Genomic DNA, 18,338 nt, shown 5'->3' with positions numbered 1-18,338 from the left:
TCAATGGAACGCTTTATCGAAAATACAATGTACGCCTCGCGCTGGCTGCTGGCGCCGATCTATTTCGGCCTGTCCCTCGGACTGCTGGCGCTGGCACTGAAATTCTTCCAGGAAGTCTTCCACGTCATCCCGAACGTGTTTTCGATGGCCGAATCGGACTTGATCCTGGTGCTGCTGTCGCTGATCGACATGGCCCTGGTGGGCGGTTTGCTGGTGATGGTGATGATCTCCGGCTACGAGAACTTCGTCTCGCAACTGGACATCGACGACAGCAAGGAAAAGCTCAACTGGCTGGGCACCATGGACTCTTCGTCGCTGAAGATGAAGGTGGCCGCATCGATCGTGGCGATCTCGTCCATTCACCTGCTGCGCATCTTCATGGACGCCAAGAACGTCGATCCCGAGCATTTGCAGTGGTACGTGATTATCCACATGACCTTCGTGGTCTCCGCATTTGCCATGGGTTACCTGGATAAAGTCACCAAGCACTGATTTCAACTTCCATTGTGGGAGCGTGGCTTGCCCGCGATGGCATCACTGCGGTTCATCGTTAGACCGAGGTGATGCCATCGCGGGCAAGCCACGCTCCCACAGGGTTGCAAAACAGACGGGCGGCGTCGTTTGTGGCTTGTGCTTTGATGCGCCGAGGCCTATCCCTGTAAGTATGTTGGTTCGCCACTGCGTGAGGTGCGTTCATGACCCTGCATGAGTTGAATGCGTATGCCGTCGCCGGGAAGGTCGATGAGCTGAACCTGATCTCGATGGAGGGGGGCATCTACCTGCTGGAGGCGCGGATGCATGGCGCGGCGTATCCATTGAGCGATACCCACGGACACATGATGAGCCTGCGTTCGGTGGAGCATGCCCGTGATGTGCTGCGCTCCTTTCCCAAGTTGCACTTCAACCTTGTGCACACGGTCGTGCACGACGAAATGTGCGGTCTGGTTGCCGATGTTGAGGAAAACCTGAAGGTGCCGATCGCCTGAGGTCCCTCATCAAAGGCATGACATCTGTGCTAGTCTGCTGGCCCTTTTGGTTCCGGGCGCTCCGGGACGCGCTGTGCACGCATGGCAAGTTCCCGAGCCGTCCGCACAGCGGAGCAGTGTCATGTCCGAAGTAAATCTGTCCACCGACGAAACCCGCGTCAGCTACGGTATTGGCCGTCAGCTGGGCGACCAACTGCGCGACAACCCGCCACCGGGCGTAAGCCTGGACGCGATCCTGGCAGGTCTGACCGACGCATTCGCCGGCAAGCCAAGCCGTGTGGGTCAGGAAGAAATGTCCGCCAGCTTCAAAGTCATCCGCGAAATCATGCAGGCCGAAGCTGCAGCCAAGGCTGAAGCGGCTGCTGGCGAAGGCCTGGCCTTCCTGGCTGAAAACGCCAAGCGTGAAGGCATCACCACTCTGGCTTCCGGCCTGCAGTTCGAAGTCCTGACCGCTGGCGAAGGCGCCAAGCCATCCCGTGAAGACTCCGTGCGTACTCATTACCACGGCACCCTGATCGACGGCACTGTGTTCGACAGCTCCTACGAGCGCGGCCAGCCAGCAGAGTTCCCGGTTGGCGGCGTGATCGCCGGCTGGACCGAAGCCCTGCAACTGATGAACGCCGGTAGCAAATGGCGCCTGTACGTGCCGAGCGAGCTGGCATACGGCGCTCAAGGCGTTGGCAGCATTCCGCCGCACAGCGTACTGGTATTCGACGTCGAACTGCTCGACGTTCTGTAAGACCCGCTGATTACCTGTACCTGTAGGAGCGAGCTTGCTCGCGATGGGCGTTAACGATAACGCGGCCATCCTGAATGAACGCGGTGTGTTTGAGTTCTTCGCGAGCAAGCTCGCTCCTACAAAATTTTGCAGCGTTTTTCATATTTCAATCTTGTGGTGCAGTTCACTGTGCGGGCGCAACGCCCGGGCATAGCAGAACAGAAACAGATTACGCACCAGTTCCTTGAGCACCACCGGCTCGCTGGAACTCAGGCCATTGAGGTCAAGATCACCTTGGTCCTGCAGTTCGCTCAAGGCTTCTTCTTCAAGCACTGCACAGACTTCCCCGGTTTCCCGATGCAGGATCCTGAGGTAAGGGTGTGGGCGGTCCAGCCAGGCATCGATCAGATAAGTCATGGTTCTCATCTCCATTGAAGGTTTGATGAGAATAATTCTTATTCATTAAATAGCAAGAGCCTATTGGCGGTTTGCGCTTTTTTCCGGGCAAAAATTGCGTCAGGTCAAACCGATGGGCGTTTGGCTATTGCGAGGATTTATTGGGTGAAGCGGGGGAGGGAGGGCATCCCGCGCCAGGCGCGGGATGGATAACAGCAGGCTCAGACTTTTCTGACGAACTCGGACTTGAGTTTCATCGGGCCGATGCCGTCGATCTTGCAGTCGATGTCGTGATCGCCATCGCACAGGCGGATATTCTTGACCTTGGTGCCGACCTTGACCACCAAAGACGTACCCTTGACCTTGAGGTCCTTGATCACGGTGATGGTGTCGCCGTCTTGCAGGACGTTGCCGACCGAATCCTTTTTCACTGTGTCATCGGACACAGCTTCGGCTTCACCGCTGGCGGACCATTCGTGGGCGCACTCGGGGCAGATCAGCTGGGCGCCGTCTTCATAGGTGTATTCGGAATTGCATTTTGGGCAGGGTGGCAACGTGCTCACTAAGGCTCCTTGGATTCAGGATCGCTAAAAAGCGCACATTGTATAGGGTTTTAGCAGGGAGGGGTGCAGCGCAGGAAAACCTGTGGGGAACAAACCTGTGGGAGCGAGCTTGCTCGCGATGGCGTCCTTTCAGTCAACAACAATGTTGAATGTAAGTGCCTAATCGCGAGCAAGCTCGCTCCCACAGGGGGCTTGCAGTGTTGTCAGTGCGTACGCGCGACCGCGAACTCGCTCAGTTCAACCAGTGCATCGCGGTACTCGCTGGCAGGCAGCGCTTCGAGACACTTGATTGCGCGTGCCACATAGTCGCGTGCCAGTTGCGCGGTGTACTCCAGCGAGCCCGAGGCTTCCACGGCTTCGCGGATGCTTTCCAGGTCTTCGATTCCGCCTTTCTGGATCGCCTTGCGCACCAGGGCGGCCTGTTCCGGCGTACCTTCGCGCATGGTGTAGATCAGTGGCAGGGTCGGCTTGCCTTCGGCCAGATCGTCACCGACGTTCTTGCCCAGGGTTTCGGCGTCGCCTTTGTAGTCGAGCAGGTCGTCGACCAGTTGGAAGGCCACGCCCAGATGATCACCGAATGTACGCAGGGCTTCGGCCTGTTCCGGCGTGGCCTGGCACAGGGCGGCGGCGCTGTGGGTCGAGGCTTCGAAAAGCATCGCGGTCTTGCCGCGGATGACTTCCATGTAGGTTTCTTCGGTGGTGCTGGCGTCCCGCACCTTCGACAGCTGCAATACTTCGCCTTCGGCGATGATGCGCGTGGCTTGCGAAAGGATCTTCATCACCGGCATCGAGCCAAGTTCGACCATCATTTCGAATGAGCGCGAATACAGGAAGTCACCGACCAGTACGCTTGGCGCGTTGCCCCACATGGCGTTGGCGGTCGAGCGGCCACGGCGCATGCCGGACATGTCGACCACATCGTCATGCAGCAGGGTGGCGGTGTGCAGGAACTCGATGGTCGCGGCCAGCAGACGCAGTTCGTCGCCCTCCCGGCCAAGAGCCTTGCCACACAGCAACACCAATAAAGGGCGCAGGCGTTTGCCGCCGGCCGAGGTAATGTAATCGCCGATTTTCGATACCAGCGGCACTCGGGAAGTCAGCTGCTTCTTGATGATGCCGTCGACGGCGCTAAAATCGTCCGCCACCGCGCGGTAGAAAGCTTGGGGTTGCATCAGCGACAGTCGCTCCAGAAGGGTTGCGCGGCATGCTAGGACCCACGCTTGCAGGTGTCAAGGCGCGATGGACGGCCTCTTGCAAGGCTAGCGTGGCTTGCGTACAATCGCGCACCCTGAACTTCCTGGGCAGCACCTGCCTTACGCAATTGCAAGCGGGCCTCCAGCCCCATGCAGCCATGCCAGCCAATACCTCTTCTTATAAAGAGCTGGGTGAGCAGGATTATCGGAGAAATACCATGTCTTATGCAGTAATCGTTACTGGCGGCAAGCAGTACAAAGTCGCCCCAGGTGAATACCTGAAGATCGAAAAACTGGAAATCGCTACCGGCGAATCCGTTACCTTTGATCGCGTTCTGTTGGTTGCCAACGGTGACGACGTGAATATCGGCGCTCCAGTTGTTGCTGGCGCTACCGTTGTGGCTGAAGTGATCTCCCAAGGTCGTCACGATAAAGTCCGCATCATCAAGTTCCGTCGCCGTAAGCACCACATGAAGCGTATGGGCCACCGCCAGTGGTACACCGAGATCAAAATCACCGGTATTCAGGCTTAATTACAGCCTAATTCCTCACTAGGAGAATTGAACTCATGGCACACAAAAAAGCTGGTGGTAGTACCCGTAACGGTCGCGACTCAGAAGCCAAACGCCTTGGCGTGAAGATGTATGGCGGCCAGGCTATCAAAGCAGGCAACATCATCGTGCGTCAGCGCGGCACCCAATTCCACGCTGGCTACGGCGTTGGCATGGGTAAAGATCACACCCTCTTCGCTAAAGTCGAAGGCGTGATCAAGTTCGAAGTAAAAGGCGCCTTCGGTCGTCGTTACGTGAGCGTAGTCGCAGCTTAATTGCGCGATCGCTGGAAAAGCCCTGTCTCGCGACGGGGCTTTTTCGTTTGTGGGGTGAGTCTCTTGCAAAGCTGTTTGTATGGGCTGTCGGCGTACGATGTAGGTATCGTGGTTCAGGGTCGCTGCGCTCATTTTTGCAAGAGTCTTATGTCTTGATTGTTTTTCGGCTCGTCCGTATGGCGAGAGGCGTTTGTTATGAAGTTTGTTGATGAAGTATCGATTCGCGTAAAGGCTGGTGATGGCGGCAATGGCGCCATGAGTTTCCGTCGGGAAAAATTTATCGAGAACGGTGGCCCGAACGGCGGTGATGGCGGTGACGGCGGTTCCATCTACATGATGGCCGACGAAAACCTCAACACCCTGGTGGACTACCGTTACACCCGGCACTTCGATGCCGAGCGTGGCTCCAACGGCGGCAGCACCGACTGCACCGGCAAGAAGGGTGAGGACCTGATCCTGCGCGTTCCGGTCGGCACCACGGTGATCGACTCCGCGACTCAGGAAGTCATCGGCGACCTGACCAAGGCCGGTCAGAAATTGATGGTGGTGCAGGGCGGCTGGCACGGTCTGGGCAACACCCGTTTCAAATCCAGTACCAACCGTGCGCCGCGCCAGACCACTCCGGGCAAGCCGGGCGAGCAGCGCGACCTGAAGCTGGAAATGAAAGTACTGGCTGACGTAGGTCTGCTGGGTTTGCCGAACGCCGGTAAAAGTACCTTTATCCGTTCGGTTTCGGCTGCCAAGCCGAAAGTTGCCGACTACCCGTTCACCACGCTGGTGCCGAACCTGGGTGTGGTCAGCGTCGATCGCTGGAAGAGCTTCGTCATTGCCGATATTCCGGGTTTGATCGAAGGCGCTTCCGAAGGTGCTGGTCTGGGCATTCGCTTCCTCAAGCACTTGGCGCGTACGCGTCTGCTGCTGCACCTCGTGGACATGGCGCCGCTGGATGATGCCAGCGCACCGGATGCCGCGGAAGTGATCGTCAACGAGCTGATCAAGTTCAGCCCGTCCCTGGCGGAGCGTGATCGCTGGCTGGTCCTGAACAAGTGCGACCAGATCCTTGATGAAGAGCATGATGCTCGCGTCAAGGAAATCGTTGATCGCCTGGAATGGACTGGTCCGGTCTACGTTATCTCGGCCATCTCCAAACTCGGTACCGAGCGTCTGTGTCACGACATCATGCGTTACATGGAAGACCGTGCCGATCGCCTGGCCAATGACCCGGCCTACAAGGAAGAGCTGGCCGATCTCGATCAGCGCATCGAAGACGAAGCTCGCGCGCAACTGCAGGCGCTGGATGACAAGCGTGCCCTGCGTCGCAGCGGCGTGAAGTCGGTCCACGACATCGGCGACGATGACTGGGACGAAGAAGATGTGGATGACGAAGACGGTCCGGAAATCATTTACGTGCGTGACTGATTCGTTGCGATAAACTTAAGCGCCGCTCAATCGAGCGGCGTTTTGGTATCTGGAAATCGATTGTTGGCCACGAGTAACCACGAATAACGTCACGGGCAGTGCTAGGTCGCGCTGCCCTCAAGCTAAGGTTGAAGATGATGCGGAGCAAGGTGACAGGTGCGCAGCGTTGGGTCGTGAAGATCGGCAGCGCTTTGCTGACGGCGGACGGCAAAGGCCTGGATCGCGCGGCAATGGGTGTCTGGGTTGAGCAGATGGTGGCCTTGCATGAGGCGGGTGTCGAGCTGGTGCTGGTGTCCTCTGGGGCGGTGGCGGCCGGTATGAGCCGTTTGGGCTGGACCTCGCGACCCAGTGCGATGCACGAACTTCAGGCTGCCGCCGCAATCGGCCAGATGGGGTTGGTGCAGGCCTGGGAGTCGAGCTTCGCCAAGCATGGCCGGCATACCGCGCAGATTCTCCTGACTCACGACGACTTGTCCGACCGCAAGCGCTACCTGAACGCCCGCAGCACCTTGCGTGCGCTGGTCGAGCTGAAGGTTATCCCGGTGATCAACGAGAATGACACCGTGGTCACCGACGAAATCCGTTTTGGCGACAACGACACCCTGGCGGCGCTGGTGGCGAACCTGGTCGAGGCGGACTTGCTGGTGATCCTGACGGATCGCGACGGCATGTTCGATGCTGATCCGCGCAACAATCCGGATGCCCAGCTGATTTACGAGGCGCGCGCTGATGATCCGGCACTCGACGCGGTGGCGGGTGGCACCGGTGGTGCGCTGGGGCGTGGTGGTATGCAGACCAAATTGCGTGCTGCGCGTCTGGCGGCCCGTTCCGGTGCTCACACCATCATCGTTGGCGGGCGGCTTGAGCGTGTGCTGGATCGCCTCAAGGCGGGCGAGCGCATCGGCACCCTGCTGTCGCCGGAGCGCGGCATGTTGGCGGCGCGCAAGCAGTGGCTGGCCGGTCATCTGCAAACCCGTGGCACCCTGGTGCTGGATGCGGGTGCGGTGACTGCGTTGTCTCAGGGCAACAAGAGCTTGCTGCCGGTTGGGGTCAAATTGGTGCAGGGCAGCTTCCGTCGCGGCGAGATGGTGGTTTGCGTGGCGCCGGACGGTCGCGAGATTGCCCGTGGCCTGGCCAACTACAGTGCGCTGGAGGCGCAAAAAATCATCGGTCAGTCGTCTGAGGCGATTGTCGGTCTGTTGGGTTACATGGCGGAACCGGAGCTGGTTCACCGCGATAACCTGATCCTGGTTTGAAGGAATACCTGAATGCGCGTGGCAAAAGGATTGTTGGGATTGCTGTTGGCGATGCCGCTGCTGGCGTCGGCCGAAGAGATCGGTCAGGTGTCGACCGTGTTCAAGTTCGTCGGGCCGAATGACCGGATCGTGGTCGAGGCCTTTGATGATCCCAAGGTCGACGGCGTGACCTGCTATCTGTCGCGCGCCAAGACCGGCGGGGTGAAGGGTGGTCTTGGTTTGGCCGAGGACCGTGCCGAAGCGTCTATCGCTTGTCGGCAGGTCGGGCCGATCAGCTTCAGGGGTGAGCTCAAGGATGGTGACGAGGTGTTCAAGGAGCGCACGTCTCTGGTGTTCAAGACCATGCAGGTGGTGCGCTTCCTCGACAAAAAGCGCAATACGCTGGTGTACCTGGTGTACAGCGATCGCCTGATCGAGGGCAGTCCGCAGAATGCGGTGACGGCGATTCCGATTTTGCCTTGGGCGCACGCTCAGTAATTTCACGCAAGTCAAACTGTGGGAGCGAGCCTGCTCGCGATGACGGATTAACATTCAGCATCTACATTGGCTGGATATCCGCTATCGCTAGCAGGCCCGCTCCCACATTTTTTTGTGTCGCGCTCATCAAATCGCAGGCAATAAAAAACCGACCCTGAGGTCGGTTTTTTAATGAACGAGTCGCTTAGGCAGCAGCGGCAACGTTCAGGGCCTTCACGTGGCCATTCAGGCGGCTCTTATGACGAGCGGCCTTGTTCTTGTGGATGATGCCTTTATCGGCCATACGGTCGATAACTGGCACAGCCAGAACGTAAGCAGCTTGAGCTTTGGCAGCGTCTTTTGCGTCGATGGCCTTAACTACATTCTTGATGTAGGTACGAACCATGGAACGCAGGCTGGCGTTGTGGCTGCGACGCTTCTCAGCCTGTTTTGCACGTTTTTTGGCGGAAGGTGAGTTGGCCACCGTCGAGCTCCTCGAAAGACTTTTTAGGAAATAGCAAACAAAATAGGCCGCGAATCATGCCGATGAGTTGAGGTCTTGTCAAGGGCGGTTGAGACGTTCCGCTAAGTGGTAGGTGCTACACCTCTGGATATTTCTTTCCAGCGTGCGACCTGTAAACTCGCGAGCTTTGGCTCTGTGCTGTTGCGGCGCGGAGTATCGCATAAGTGGGCGCGTAGTTCGCCTGCTGTTTATCGACAGGCACAAACTCTTTCAATGAATCTGCTCAAATCGTTGGCCGCCGTCAGCTCTATCACGATGCTTTCCCGGGTTTTGGGATTTGTTCGTGACACCCTAATTGCGCGTGCATTCGGCGCGGGAATGGCGACCGACGCCTTCTTCATCGCCTTCAAACTGCCCAATCTGTTGCGGCGGATTTTTGCCGAAGGGGCGTTTTCCCAGGCATTCGTACCGATTCTTGCCGAATATAAAAGTCAGAAAGGGGATGAGGCGACGCGAACCTTCATTGCCTATGTTTCCGGCCTGCTGACGCTGGTGCTGGCACTCGTCACGGCATTGGGCATGATTGCCGCCCCGTGGGTCATCTGGGTGACCGCGCCGGGTTTCATAGATACGCCCGAGAAGTTCGAGCTGACCACGAGCCTGTTGCGGGTGACCTTTCCTTACATATTGCTGATTTCCCTGTCGTCGCTGGCGGGTGCGATCCTCAACACCTGGAACCGTTTTTCGGTCCCGGCATTCGTGCCGACGCTGCTCAACGTCAGCATGATTATTTTTGCGTTGTTCCTGACACCGTACTTCGATCCTCCCGTAATGGCGCTCGGTTGGGCGGTGCTGGTGGGTGGACTGGCACAGTTGCTCTATCAACTGCCGCACCTGAAAAAGATCGGCATGCTGGTGTTGCCGCGCCTGAACCTGCGCGACAGCGGCGTCTGGCGGGTGATGAAGCAGATGTTGCCGGCGATTCTCGGGGTATCGGTGAGCCAGATCTCGCTGATCATCAATACGATTTTCGCTTCGTTCCTGGTCGCAGGTTCCGTGTCCTGGATGTACTACGCCGACCGTTTGATGGAGTTGCCATCCGGCGTGTTGGGCGTGGCGCTGGGGACGATTCTGCTGCCGACTCTGGCCAAGACTTACGCCAGCAAGGATCGCCACGAATACTCGCGCATCCTCGATTGGGGCCTGCGTCTATGCTTCGTGCTGGTATTGCCTTGCGCCTTCGCGCTGGGGATTCTGGCCGAGCCGTTGACGGTTTCGCTGTTCCAGTACGGCCAGTTTGATGCCCATGATGCGGCCATGACTCAGCGCGCGTTGATCGCCTACTCCGTCGGTTTGCTCGGAATTATCGTGATCAAAGTGCTCGCGCCGGGCTTTTATGCGCAACAAAACATCCGCACGCCGGTAAAAATCGCAATTTTCACGTTGGTCGTCACTCAGTTGTTCAACCTGTTGCTGATCGGTCCGCTGGCTCACGCGGGCCTGGCGCTCGCCATCAGCGCTGGCGCCTGCCTCAATGCAGGGCTGCTCTTCTATCAGCTGCGTAAACAGCAGATGTACCAGCCGCAACCGGGCTGGGCAAAGTTCGGCTTCAAGCTGGTGGTTGCGGTAGCGGTGATGTCAGGCGTGTTGTTGGCAGGGATGCATTTCATGCCGGCCTGGGGCGAGGGGCAGATGCTTGAGCGTTTCCTGCGTCTGGGTGCCTTGGTCGTTGCCGGTGTGGTGGCTTATTTCGGCATGTTAGTGTTGATGGGCTTCCGTTTGCGCGACTTCAATCGCAAGGCGCTGGGCTGAGGTTCTGGCCTTGATAAACACGGGCGAGCCGGCGGTTTTGTCGGCTCGATCACTTTGGGTTACGGTGTTGCCTGTCGTCGGCCGCCGGGTGTGGTTATAATCGACCACTTTATGAGCAAGAAGCGCGTTATGCAGCTGGTTCGAGGCCTCCACAATCTGCGCCCCCGGCATCGGGGCTGTGTCGCCACTATTGGCAACTTTGACGGTGTACACCGCGGCCACCAGGCTATCCTGGCGCGACTGCGTGAGCGTGCGCTCGAGTTGGGCGTGCCCAGCTGCGTGGTGATTTTCGAGCCGCAACCGCGAGAGTTCTTCGCTCCGGACACCGCGCCGGCCCGTCTGGCCCGCCTGCGGGACAAGCTGCAATTGCTGGCTGCCGAAGGCGTCGACCGTGTTCTGTGCCTGGCTTTCAACCAGCGCCTGAGCAAGCTCAGTGCCAGTGAGTTCGTCGATACCATTCTGGTCGACGGTCTTGGCGTCCAGCACCTGGAGGTCGGGGATGACTTCCGTTTCGGCTGTGACCGCGCGGGAGATTTCGATTTCCTGCAACAGGCCGGCATCGTTCAGGGTTTTACCGTCGAGGCGGCGCAAACCGTTGAGCTGGATGGTCTTCGCGTCAGCAGCACTCAGGTCCGCAATGCCCTGGCCGCAGCTGATTTTGCCTTGGCCGAGCGACTGCTAGGTCGCCCGTTCCAGATTACCGGGCGGGTACTCCACGGCCAGAAGCTGGCTCGCCAGTTGGGTACGCCCACGGCCAACATACAACTCAAGCGCCGTCGCGTTCCGCTTTCCGGGGTTTACCTGGTCAACGTCGACATCGACGGCAAGACCTGGCCAGGCGTCGCCAATATCGGCGTGCGGCCAACGGTACAAGGTGATGGCAAGGCCCACCTCGAAATACATCTTTTAGATTTTGCCGGCGATCTGTATGACCGGCGTTTAACGGTGGTTTTCCACCACAAGCTGCGTGAAGAGCAGCGTTTCGCCTCTCTGGAGGCGTTGAAAACGGCGATCAACGCGGATGTCGCCGCCGCCCGTGCACTAGCCGCACCTAGCGCCCATCGCTAATGAAGAGCCTTAAATGACCGACTATAAAGCCACGCTAAACCTTCCGGACACCGCCTTCCCAATGAAGGCCGGCCTGCCACAGCGCGAACCGCAGATCCTGCAGCGCTGGGACAGTATTGGCCTGTACGGAAAGTTGCGCGAGATTGGCAAGGATCGTCCGAAGTTCGTATTGCACGACGGCCCTCCGTACGCCAACGGCTCGATTCACATCGGTCATGCGCTGAACAAGATTCTCAAGGACATGATCATCCGCTCGAAGACCCTGTCGGGCTTCGACGCGCCTTATGTTCCGGGCTGGGACTGCCACGGCCTGCCGATCGAGCACAAGGTCGAAGTGACCCACGGCAAGAACCTGGGCGCGGACAAGACCCGCGAACTGTGCCGGGCCTACGCCACCGAACAGATCGAAGGGCAGAAGTCCGAGTTCATCCGCCTGGGTGTGCTGGGTGACTTCGCCAACCCGTACAAGACCATGGACTTCAAGAACGAGGCCGGTGAAATCCGTGCCTTGGCCGAAATCGTCAAGGGCGGTTTCGTGTTCAAGGGCTTGAAGCCTGTGAACTGGTGCTTCGACTGTGGTTCGGCCCTGGCCGAAGCGGAAGTCGAGTACGAAAATAAGAAGTCCTCGACCATCGACGTGGCCTTCCCGATTGCCGATGAAGCCAAGCTGGCTGCCGCTTTCGGTCTGCCGTCGCTGGGCAAGCCTGCCTCGATCGTGATCTGGACCACCACCCCGTGGACCATCCCGGCCAACCAGGCGCTGAACGTTCACCCGGAATTCAACTACGCCCTGGTCGACGTCGGCGACAAACTGCTGGTGCTGGCTGAAGAGCTGGTCGAGTCGTGCCTGGCGCGCTACTCGGTGGAAGGCTCGGTCGTTGCGACCACCACCGGTAAAGCGCTGGAACTGATCAACTTCCGTCACCCGTTCTACGACCGTCTGTCGCCGGTATACCTGGCCGACTACGTTGAACTGGGCGCCGGCACCGGTGTGGTTCACTCATCTCCGGCCTACGGCGTGGACGACTTCGTGACCTGCAAGAAGTACGGCATGGTCAACGATGACATCCTCAACCCGGTACAAAGCAACGGCGTTTACGTGCCGTCGCTGGAGTTCTTCGGCGGCCAGTTCATCTGGAAGGCCAACCCGGCCATCGTCGACAAGCTGACTGAAGTCGGTGCGCTGCTGCACACCACCGTCATCGAACACAGCTACATGCACTGCTGGCGCCACAAGACCCCGCTGATCTATCGCGCTACCGCGCAGTGGTTCATCGGCATGGACAAGCAGCCGACCACCGGCGACACCCTGCGTCAGCGCTCGCTCAAAGCGATCGAAGAGACCCAGTTCGTTCCGGCCTGGGGCCAGGCGCGCCTGCACTCGATGATCGCCAACCGTCCGGACTGGTGCATTTCCCGTCAGCGCAACTGGGGCGTGCCGATCCCGTTCTTCCTGAACAAGGAAAGCGGCGAACTGCACCCACGTACCGTCGAGCTGATGGAAGTCGTGGCCAAGCGCGTTGAAGTCGAAGGCATCGAGGCCTGGTTCAAGCTGGACGCCGCCGAACTGCTGGGCGATGAAGCGCCGCAGTACGACAAGATCAGCGACACCCTCGACGTCTGGTTCGACTCGGGTACTACGCACTGGCACGTTCTGCGCGGTTCGCACCCGATGGGTCACGAAACCGGCCCGCGCGCCGACCTGTACCTGGAAGGTTCGGACCAACACCGTGGCTGGTTCCACTCGTCGCTGCTGACCGGTTGCGCCATCGACAACCACGCACCGTATCGCGAACTGCTGACTCACGGCTTCACGGTCGACGAGTCCGGCCGCAAGATGTCCAAGTCCCTGGGCAACGTGATCGCGCCACAGAAAGTCAACGACACCCTGGGCGCCGACATCATGCGTCTGTGGGTCGCTTCGACCGACTATTCGGGTGAAATGGCGGTTTCCGAGCAGATCCTGCAACGCAGTGCGGACGCCTACCGGCGTATCCGTAACACCGCGCGTTTCCTGCTTTCGAACCTGACCGGCTTCAACCCGGCCACCGACCTGCTGCCGGCCGAAGAAATGCTGGCTCTGGACCGTTGGGCCGTGGACCGTACCCTGCTGTTGCAACGCGAACTGCAAGAGCACTACGGCGAATACCGCTTCTGGAACGTGTACTCGAAGATCCACAACTTCTGCGTGCAGGAACTGGGCGGCTTCTACCTCGATATCATCAAGGACCGTCAGTACACCACTGGCGCCGATAGCAAGGCCCGCCGCTCGTGCCAGACCGCGCTATTCCACATCTCCGAGGCGCTGGTGCGCTGGATCGCGCCGATCCTGGCGTTCACCGCCGACGAACTGTGGCAGTACCTGCCGGGCGAGCGTAACGAGTCTGTCATGCTCAACACCTGGTACGAAGGCCTGAGCGAACTGCCGGAAGGCATCGAGCTGGATCGCGCTTACTGGGACCGGATCATGGCGGTCAAGGTCGCGGTCAACAAGGAAATGGAAATCCAGCGTGCAGCCAAGGCTGTCGGTGGCAACCTGCAGGCCGAAGTGACGCTGTTCGCCGAAGACGCGCTCACCGCCGACCTGGCCAAGTTGAGCAACGAACTGCGCTTTGTACTGATCACTTCGACCGCCAGTGTTGCGCCATTGGTGCAAGCACCGGCCGATGCCGTGGTCACTGAAGTCAGCGGCCTGAAGCTGAAAATCGTCAAGTCGGGCCACGCCAAGTGCGCTCGTTGCTGGCACTGCCGTGAAGACGTCGGTGTGAACCCGGAGCATCCGGAAATCTGCGGCCGTTGCGTCGACAACATCAGCGGCGCTGGCGAGGTCCGTCACTATGCCTAATGCCGTTGGCCGTTTCGGACGGCTGAGCTGGCTCTGGTTGAGTTTGCTGGTCCTGGTCATCGACCAGGCCAGCAAGTTCTACTTCGAAGGCAAGCTCCAGATGTACCAGCAGATCGTGATCATCCCCGATTACTTCAGCTGGACCCTGGCCTACAACACGGGTGCGGCGTTCAGCTTCCTGGCTGACAGCTCCGGCTGGCAGCGCTGGCTGTTCGCGTTGATCGCTGTCGTGGTCAGTGCGGTGCTGGTGGTGTGGCTCAAGCGTCTGGGGCGCAACGAGACCTGGCTGGCGGTTGCGCTGGCACTGGTGCTCGGCGGCGCGCTGGGTAATCTGTATGACCGCATTGCCCTGGGCCATGTGATCGATTTCATTCTGGTGCATTGGCAGAATCGCTGGTATTTCCCGGCGTTCAACTTTGCCGACAGCGCAATCACGGTTGGTGCTGTCATGCTGGCACTGGATATGTTCAAAAGTAAAAAGACCGGAGAAACCGTTCATGACTGAACAGGTATTGGCTGAGCAACGCATCGGCCAGAACACGGAAGTCACCTTGCATTTCGCATTGCGCCTGGAGAACGGCGACACGGTGGACAGCACCTTCGATAAAGCCCCGGCGACCTTCAAGGTCGGTGACGGCAACCTGTTGCCAGGTTTCGAAGCGGCGCTGTTCGGTTTCAAGGCCGGTGACAAGCGCACGCTGAGCATCGAGCCGGAAAACGCTTTCGGCCAGCCCAACCCGCAAAACCTGCAGATCATCCCGCGTTCACAGTTCCAGGACATGGAGCTGTCGCCAGGTTTGCTGGTGATCTTCAACGATGCGGCCAATACTGAATTGCCGGGCGTGGTCAAAGAGTTCGATGACGCGCAAGTGACCATCGACTTCAACCACCCGCTGGCGGGCAAGACGTTGACCTTTGACGTAGAGATCATCTCCGTCAAAGCGCTGTAAGGCATTACGGGGCAGCTTCTGTTGCCACCGGACCCTGTGGGAGCGAGCTTGCTCGCGATGAGTGCCTGACATTCAATATTGATATTGACTGACACTCCGCCATCGCGAGCAAGCTCGCTCCCACAATTTGTTTTTCATTGTTTTCGCGCGCAAGACACGAGGCACAGCATGCAAATCAAACTCGCCAACCCCCGTGGCTTCTGCGCCGGTGTGGACCGGGCGATCGAAATCGTCAACCGCGCCCTGGAAGTCTTCGGGCCACCGATCTATGTGCGCCACGAAGTGGTCCACAACAAATTTGTCGTCGAGGACCTGCGCTCCCGTGGTGCGATCTTCGTCGAAGAGCTGGATCAGGTGCCGGACGACGTCATCGTGATCTTCAGTGCCCACGGCGTTTCCCAGGCCGTGCGCAGCGAAGCGGCTGGCCGTGGGTTGAAAGTGTTCGACGCCACGTGCCCGCTGGTGACCAAAGTCCACATCGAAGTCGCGCGCTACAGCCGTGACGGCCGAGAGTGCATTCTCATCGGCCACGCCGGTCACCCGGAAGTCGAAGGCACCATGGGCCAGTACGATGCTGGCAATGGCGGCGCGATCTACCTGGTCGAAGACGAGAAGGATGTCGCGGCTTTGCAGGTGAAAAACCCTGAAGCGCTCGCCTTCGTGACCCAGACCACATTGTCGATGGACGATACCAGTCGCGTTATCGACGCTCTGCGTGCGCGCTTCCCGGCCATCGGTGGACCGCGCAAGGACGACATTTGCTACGCCACGCAAAACCGTCAGGACGCGGTCAAGCAACTGGCCGACGAATGTGATGTGGTGCTGGTGGTCGGCAGTCCGAACAGCTCGAACTCCAATCGCTTGCGCGAATTGGCAGAGCGGATGTCCACTCCGGCCTACCTGATCGACGGTGCCGAAGACCTGCAAAAGAGCTGGTTCGACGGCGTCGAGCGTATCGGCATCACCGCTGGCGCATCCGCCCCGGAAGTCCTGGTGCGCGGCGTGATCCAGCAGTTGCAGGCCTGGGGTGCCACCGGTGCCGATGAATTGGCAGGTCGCGAGGAGAACATCACGTTCTCTATGCCTAAAGAACTGCGCGTTCGTTCGTTGCTCTGAATTGATTCCTTTTTTCGCATAACGGCTGCCCAACCTTGTCGTTGCGCAGGCTGACGCGACCGGTCCGTGCCAACACCACTTGATGTTGGCTTACCGGTTCGCGAACGGTGCAAATGTATAACGTCCCTCCAATCAGTGACTCGCCCTGACCTCTGAATCGTATGGAGCTTTCGACCGGACCGTTCCCCACAATCGACACGCGTGCGCCGCTCTGGCGTTCGGCCAGCAGTGGATTGTCGCTGTCCATCTCCCCGTTGCCGCTGATATCCAGAATCATCCGCCAGCCTTGGCTCCAGTCGCCATTGATGCCGTGAATCACCACGGCCTGGTTGCGGACGATGGCTTCGCTCCGGGCAGTGCGAATACTGCTGAAAAGGGCCTGCGCCGCTTGCTGTCTTTGGTTCGACTCGATCAGCGTTGCGAACGCCGGGCTGACCAACTGCAGAACAATTCCTGTAATTACCAGTCCCATGAGCAGTTCGATCAGACTGAAGCCTTGTTGCCGCATGACATCTCCCTCCGTGGTGTGCTGTAGCCCGCGCAATCCCTGCACGAGAAATGGCAACGCAAACGCACCGCATCGCTCGAATGTTGTGCTGCGCAAGAGCAGGTATAGCCGAAGGAAGCAGAAGGCCCCGATGGATCATCCTACAAAAGGTTTCACGCTGATCGAGTTGCTGGTCGCGATCGCGATCCTTCTGATTCTATTGACTCTGGCTGTCCCGGCGTTTACCCGCTCAATGCAAACAACGAAGGCGGATACTGAAATCGCTGACCTGCGACGAGCCCTGAATTTTGCCCGGCTCGAAGCCATCGATCGGGGCAATGCCACACGGGTGCGACCGACGGCCGGTGGGGTTGCCTGGAGTGGGGAACTGACGGTTTACGACGGTACTGGCGCTTTGGCCAATGTATTGCGGGTTGTTCCGGCGATGAGCGGCGGTGCAACTCTGGCACTAACCTCTGACGTCACTGCCATCGATTTCAACAGCATGGGCGGATTGTCATCACCGTCCTCAGAGGTGGTGATCAGCTATGGGCGGGGAGCACAAAGCAGGACGCTGACGGTGTGTTTGAACGGACGAATTCTATTGGGTGGGAGTTGCGGATGAGGGCAGGGAGGCAAGGCGCGCAGGAGGGCATGACGCTGGTCGAAGTCCTGGTGGCGTTAGTCATTCTGGGAGTGGGCCTGCTGGGGGCGGCGGCGGTTCAGCTCAATGCGCTGAAGTACACGGACAGTGCGCGCATGACCAGTCAGGCCAGTTTTATCGCCTACGACCTGATGGACCGCATTCGCGCCAACGCCGCAGCGGATTACACCATTGCGCCGCCGGCCTCGGGCAATCCGGACGTTACCCGGGATCAGGACCTGTTTGATTTCAACGCCAACATCGTCAGTTCACTCGGAGCCTCCGCGACGGGCAGTGTGACCGTCAACCGGCAGGTGTACACCATCACTATTACCTGGGACGACTCACGGGCCGCGAATACTGCCGATTCGCGACGCAGCTTCATCCTGAGCAGCCGCGCGGCCATTGATCCGATGGTGATCCCGTGAGGCGCCGCAGCAAGGGTTTTAGCCTGGTCGAGTTGCTGATCGCCATGGCGTTGAGCCTGATCGTGGTGCTGGGCGTGGTGCAGGTTTTCATCGCGGCCAAGAACACCTATCTCAGCCAGAATGCGGCCGCGAACATGCAGGAGGACGCACGTTTCGTTTTGAGCAAAATGATTCAGGAGATTCGCATGGTCGGCATGTTCGGTTGCCTGGAAAGGATCACTGATTCCAGCAAGAAAGGTGATTTCCATGCCAATCGTATAACGCCGATCCGTTGGGACAATGGCAGTCGCAGTTTGACGCTGGTTACGGCGGATGTCGGCAGCAATGGCGACAAGCCGGACTGGACCGTGCTTTCCGATTGTAGAACCAATTCGACGGCCTACAGTGAAGGTCGGACACCAGTGGCAGGGCAACTGGCATTTCCGATCCGGCGGCTGATTTACAGCTTCAACAACAACCAACTGCTCATGAAGGGCGGGGCCGCAGCAGGCCAGGTATTGGTGGATAACGTCGGCGCTTTCGACGTGAGCTTCGGCCTGGCCAGCACGGCCACTGATCTGGCTGCTTCGCGCTACAGCAGCAACCCGCCGAACCCCGCGCTGATTCGTAGCGTTCGACTGAGCCTGACCCTCACCGATCCGAATCACCGCGTGAGCGATCAAACCTTCAACGTGGTTGCCGCTCTGCGCAACCGCTTGCCATGAGAGGGTGCC

22 protein-coding genes are annotated in these 18,338 nt (G+C 59.0%); 17 read left to right on the top strand and 5 right to left on the bottom strand.

From position 1 onward, the window contains the following. Positions 1–3: 3 nt before the first annotated feature. From PSJE_RS28865 to bamJ, 3 genes are all read left to right on the top strand, one after another. A complete protein-coding gene (locus PSJE_RS28865; RefSeq protein WP_007990463.1) occupies positions 4–492 on the top strand; it encodes a TIGR00645 family protein in 489 nt (162 codons plus the stop codon). Between the two features lie 203 nt (positions 493–695). Then, positions 696–986 (top strand): DUF6482 family protein, encoded by a 291-nt coding sequence (locus PSJE_RS28860; protein WP_008022513.1) that lies wholly within the window; start codon positions 696–698, stop codon positions 984–986. Positions 987–1,107: 121 nt separating this feature from the next. Beyond that, a complete protein-coding gene (gene bamJ / locus PSJE_RS28855; protein ID WP_008022510.1) occupies positions 1,108–1,725 on the top strand; it encodes a BamJ family beta-barrel-assembly machinery protein in 618 nt (205 codons plus the stop codon). A gap of 138 nt (positions 1,726–1,863) precedes the next feature. On the opposite strand, the gene PSJE_RS28850 is transcribed toward bamJ, so the two are convergent. The 3 genes from PSJE_RS28850 to PSJE_RS28840 all read right to left on the bottom strand — a co-directional run bounded on the left by PSJE_RS28850 (position 1,864) and on the right by PSJE_RS28840 (position 3,835). Further along, positions 1,864–2,121: a PA4570 family protein gene (locus PSJE_RS28850; RefSeq protein ID WP_008052059.1), complete on the bottom strand. Its 258-nt coding sequence runs from the start codon at positions 2,119–2,121 to the stop codon at positions 1,864–1,866. A 200-nt stretch (positions 2,122–2,321) separates the two neighbouring features. Continuing rightward, positions 2,322–2,663 carry a zinc ribbon domain-containing protein YjdM gene (locus PSJE_RS28845; RefSeq protein ID WP_008154270.1) on the bottom strand — a complete coding sequence of 114 codons (342 nt, stop codon included), beginning with the start codon at positions 2,661–2,663 and terminating at the stop codon, positions 2,322–2,324. Between the two features lie 203 nt (positions 2,664–2,866). After that, positions 2,867–3,835 (bottom strand): polyprenyl synthetase family protein, encoded by a 969-nt coding sequence (locus tag PSJE_RS28840; RefSeq protein WP_090451493.1) that lies wholly within the window; start codon positions 3,833–3,835, stop codon positions 2,867–2,869. Between the two features lie 239 nt (positions 3,836–4,074). Here PSJE_RS28840 and rplU point away from each other — a divergent pair, with 239 nt between their 5' ends. From rplU to PSJE_RS28815, 5 genes are all read left to right on the top strand, one after another. Continuing rightward, entirely contained in the window at positions 4,075–4,389 is a 315-nt protein-coding gene (rplU, locus tag PSJE_RS28835) for a 50S ribosomal protein L21 (RefSeq protein WP_003176051.1), read from the top strand. Positions 4,390–4,424: 35 nt separating this feature from the next. Further along, positions 4,425–4,682, top strand: coding sequence for a 50S ribosomal protein L27 (rpmA, locus tag PSJE_RS28830; protein ID WP_003281574.1), 258 nt, complete (start codon positions 4,425–4,427; stop codon positions 4,680–4,682). A gap of 195 nt (positions 4,683–4,877) precedes the next feature. Continuing rightward, positions 4,878–6,101: an Obg family GTPase CgtA gene (gene cgtA, locus PSJE_RS28825; protein ID WP_008052064.1), complete on the top strand. Its 1,224-nt coding sequence runs from the start codon at positions 4,878–4,880 to the stop codon at positions 6,099–6,101. Between the two features lie 137 nt (positions 6,102–6,238). Then, positions 6,239–7,357 carry a glutamate 5-kinase gene (gene proB / locus PSJE_RS28820; protein ID WP_057713234.1) on the top strand — a complete coding sequence of 373 codons (1,119 nt, stop codon included), beginning with the start codon at positions 6,239–6,241 and terminating at the stop codon, positions 7,355–7,357. Between the two features lie 12 nt (positions 7,358–7,369). Next, positions 7,370–7,834 (top strand): CreA family protein, encoded by a 465-nt coding sequence (locus PSJE_RS28815; RefSeq protein WP_090451491.1) that lies wholly within the window; start codon positions 7,370–7,372, stop codon positions 7,832–7,834. 184 nt (positions 7,835–8,018) lie between these two features. Here PSJE_RS28815 and rpsT read toward each other — a convergent pair whose 3' ends face one another. Beyond that, positions 8,019–8,297 (bottom strand): 30S ribosomal protein S20, encoded by a 279-nt coding sequence (gene rpsT, locus PSJE_RS28810; protein WP_007970922.1) that lies wholly within the window; start codon positions 8,295–8,297, stop codon positions 8,019–8,021. 252 nt (positions 8,298–8,549) lie between these two features. Between rpsT and murJ the strand changes: the two genes are divergently transcribed. The 6 genes from murJ (at position 8,550) to ispH (ending at position 16,067) form a co-directional block, all read left to right on the top strand. After that, positions 8,550–10,088 (top strand): murein biosynthesis integral membrane protein MurJ, encoded by a 1,539-nt coding sequence (gene murJ / locus PSJE_RS28805; protein ID WP_057713236.1) that lies wholly within the window; start codon positions 8,550–8,552, stop codon positions 10,086–10,088. Between the two features lie 129 nt (positions 10,089–10,217). Next, positions 10,218–11,156, top strand: a complete 939-nt coding sequence (gene ribF / locus PSJE_RS28800; protein ID WP_057713237.1) for a bifunctional riboflavin kinase/FAD synthetase — start codon at positions 10,218–10,220, stop codon at positions 11,154–11,156. 13 nt (positions 11,157–11,169) lie between these two features. Then, complete coding sequence (gene ileS / locus PSJE_RS28795; protein WP_090451488.1) at positions 11,170–14,001, top strand: isoleucine--tRNA ligase; 2,832 nt, start codon at positions 11,170–11,172, stop codon at positions 13,999–14,001. Beyond that, the gene (gene lspA / locus PSJE_RS28790) at positions 13,994–14,506 is read left to right on the top strand and encodes a signal peptidase II (protein ID WP_007970932.1); all 513 of its coding nucleotides are present in this window, start codon (positions 13,994–13,996) and stop codon (positions 14,504–14,506) included. Before ileS ends, lspA begins: the two co-directional genes overlap by 8 nt. Positions 14,507–14,513: 7 nt before the next feature. Further along, positions 14,514–14,951 (top strand): FKBP-type peptidyl-prolyl cis-trans isomerase, encoded by a 438-nt coding sequence (fkpB, locus tag PSJE_RS28785; RefSeq protein WP_191622266.1) that lies wholly within the window; start codon positions 14,514–14,516, stop codon positions 14,949–14,951. A gap of 168 nt (positions 14,952–15,119) precedes the next feature. Next, entirely contained in the window at positions 15,120–16,067 is a 948-nt protein-coding gene (ispH, locus tag PSJE_RS28780; protein ID WP_090451485.1) for a 4-hydroxy-3-methylbut-2-enyl diphosphate reductase, read from the top strand. Here the strand turns inward: ispH and PSJE_RS28775 are convergent. Continuing rightward, positions 16,036–16,575 carry a GspH/FimT family pseudopilin gene (locus PSJE_RS28775; RefSeq protein WP_090451483.1) on the bottom strand — a complete coding sequence of 180 codons (540 nt, stop codon included), beginning with the start codon at positions 16,573–16,575 and terminating at the stop codon, positions 16,036–16,038. The two genes, ispH and PSJE_RS28775, sit on opposite strands and share 32 nt — an antisense overlap. Before the next feature lie 130 nt (positions 16,576–16,705). Here PSJE_RS28775 and PSJE_RS28770 point away from each other — a divergent pair, with 130 nt between their 5' ends. Genes PSJE_RS28770 through PSJE_RS28760 form a run of 3 tightly spaced genes read left to right on the top strand, consistent with a single transcriptional unit; the run spans position 16,706 to position 18,329 of the window. Further along, a complete protein-coding gene (locus PSJE_RS28770) occupies positions 16,706–17,179 on the top strand; it encodes a GspH/FimT family pseudopilin (RefSeq protein WP_090451481.1) in 474 nt (157 codons plus the stop codon). Continuing rightward, positions 17,176–17,625 (top strand): type IV pilus modification protein PilV, encoded by a 450-nt coding sequence (gene pilV, locus PSJE_RS28765; RefSeq protein WP_057713242.1) that lies wholly within the window; start codon positions 17,176–17,178, stop codon positions 17,623–17,625. The genes PSJE_RS28770 and pilV overlap by 4 nt, the downstream gene beginning before the upstream one ends. Beyond that, positions 17,622–18,329: a PilW family protein gene (locus PSJE_RS28760; protein WP_090451479.1), complete on the top strand. Its 708-nt coding sequence runs from the start codon at positions 17,622–17,624 to the stop codon at positions 18,327–18,329. The genes pilV and PSJE_RS28760 overlap by 4 nt, the downstream gene beginning before the upstream one ends. The last annotated feature ends 9 nt before the right edge of the window (positions 18,330–18,338 follow it).

Source organism: Pseudomonas jessenii (assembly GCF_002236115.1).
GTDB lineage: Bacteria > Pseudomonadota > Gammaproteobacteria > Pseudomonadales > Pseudomonadaceae > Aquipseudomonas > Aquipseudomonas jessenii.
The sequence above is the reverse complement of the archived record's forward strand: the minus strand, read 5'-3'. Positions and strand labels throughout refer to the sequence as shown.